This window comes from Micromonospora sp. NPDC004336, from assembly GCF_053602615.1.
This window is the reverse complement of sequence record NZ_JBSGDY010000351.1, coordinates 1-2,038: the sequence shown is the minus strand read 5'-3', so window position 1 is coordinate 2,038 and position 2,038 is coordinate 1. Positions and strand designations below refer to the sequence as shown.

The following is a 2,038-nucleotide window of genomic DNA, read 5'->3' as shown; positions in this document are numbered from 1 at the left end:
GATCGGCCGCTGGTGCCGGCGGGCGACGGCTTGCTGCTGCCGCTCTCCGCCGGGTCGCCCGCCGCGCTGCGGGCCCTCGCCGGCCGCTACGCCGAGCACCTCGACCGGCACCCGGAGCTGCCCGCGCCGGCGGTCTGCGCCGCCGCGGCCCGGTTCCGCGCCCCGCTGCGGCACCGGCTGGCTGTGACCGGCGCCGACCGGGCGGAGCTGCGCCACCACCTCGACCGGTACGCCCGGGGCCAGGCCGACGACCCGGTCTCCGGCGAGGTTCGCGACGCGCCCCGGATCGCCTTCGTCTTCCCCGGGCAGGGCTGCCAGTACCCGGGCATGGGCCGGGAGTTGTACGACACCGAGCCGGTGTTTCGCGCCGCCCTGCGCGAGTGCGCCGACATCCTCGGCGAACACCTGGGCGACGACCTGGTCCGGGTGCTGCACGACGGCGGTGAGCTGCTGCACCGGACCGGCTGGACCCAGCCGGCCGTGGTCGCCGTCGAGTACGCCCTCGCCCGGCTCTGGGGCTCGTGGGGCCTGGAGCCGGCGGTCGTCCTCGGCCACAGCGTCGGCGAGTACGCGGCCGCCTGCGTGGCCGGCGTGCTGCCGATCGACGAGGCGCTCCGGCTGGTGGCGGTACGCGCCCGCCTGATGGACGCGCTGCCCGCCGGTGGCCGGATGCTCGCCGTCGCGGCGGACGGGGCGGCCACCGAGGCCGTGCTGGCCGGGCACCCCGCGGTCTGGGTGGCGGCGTACAACGGCCCCGCCGAGACCGTCGTCTCCGGCCCGGCCGACGCCGTCGAGGGCGTGGCGCGGGCCCTGGCCGAGGCCGGCGTCCGGCACCGCGACCTGCGGGTGTCGCACGCGTTCCACTCGGCGTTGATGGATCCGGTGCGCGCCGGGCTCACCGCCGAGGCGGCCCGCCTGCGGCCCGCCGAGCCGCGCGTGGACCTGGTCTCCACCGTGACGGGGCGGCCGCTCGACGGGCCGATGGACGCCGACTACTGGTGGCGCAACGCCCGCGAGCCGGTCCGCTTCGCCGAGGCCCTGGGCCGCCTCGGCGGGCTGGGCTGCGGGCTGGTGCTGGAGCTGGGCCCCGACCCGGTGCTCGGCACGCTCGCCCGACGCGGGGCGCTCGTGCCGCCGGGCGCCCGGTGGGTGCCGGCGATGCGCCGGGGCCGCCGCGACGGCGCCGTCACCCGGGACGCGCTGGGCGCCGCCTTCTGCGCGGGCGCGCCGGTGGCCTGGGACCGGGTGCACCCGGACGCCCGGCGGGTGCCGCTGCCGACGTACCCGTTCCAGCGTCGCCGCTTCTGGCGCGACACCCGCGCCGGTGCCACCCGGCCCGCCGACACCGGCCCGCTCGGGGAGCGGCTGCGCTCGCCCGCCCTGACCGGCAGCGTCTTCGAGCAGGTGGTCGGCCCCGAGCTGCCGGAGCGGCTGACCGACCACGGCCTCTTCGGCGCGACCGTCGTCTCGGCCGCCAACCATCTCGCCGCGATCCTCGCCGCGACCGCCGCCGACGGGGAGCCGACCGTCGAGGTCGCCGACGTGACCTTCCCCGAACCGCTCACCCTGACCGAGGGCGAGCAGGTGCGGGTGCAGGTGCTGCTGGGCGCCCCGGACGGCGGCGCGCGGAGCGCCGAGGTGGTCAGCGCGGCCGGTACCGACCCGACCCGGTGGCGGGTGCACGCCACCGGCACCGTGCGGCCGGCCGGCCCGGCGCCGGCCCCGGCGGACCGCCCCCGCGACACCGCCGGCACGGAGGTGGCGGACCTGGAGGACCGGATGCGGGCCGCCGGCTACCGGCTGGGCCCCCGCTACCGCTGGCTGGAGTCGGTCGTACGGCACGGCGACGAGGCCGACGCCACCCTGCGCCGCCCGCGCGCGGTGCCAACCTCCACCCGACCGGAACCCGGCCTGCTCGACTCCTGCCTGCGCCTGGTGCTGGCCCGGGCCATCGTGACCGAGACGTAGCGCGGGTCGGGCTCCCCGTCGATGCGCAGCGGCTCCACGGCCAGCTCGCCGACGAGCGCCCGGGCCGCCA

Annotated in this window: 1 protein-coding gene; it reads left to right on the top strand. The window is 79.3% G+C overall.

The genetic code is table 11. The features are described 5' to 3' along the window. Nucleotides 1-12 precede the first annotated feature (12 nt). On the top strand, nt 13-1,968 hold the full coding sequence (locus ACWENR_RS30640; protein ID WP_452280419.1) for an acyltransferase domain-containing protein: 1,956 nt from the start codon (nt 13-15) through the stop codon (nt 1,966-1,968). Nucleotides 1,969-2,038: the final 70 nt, after the last annotated feature.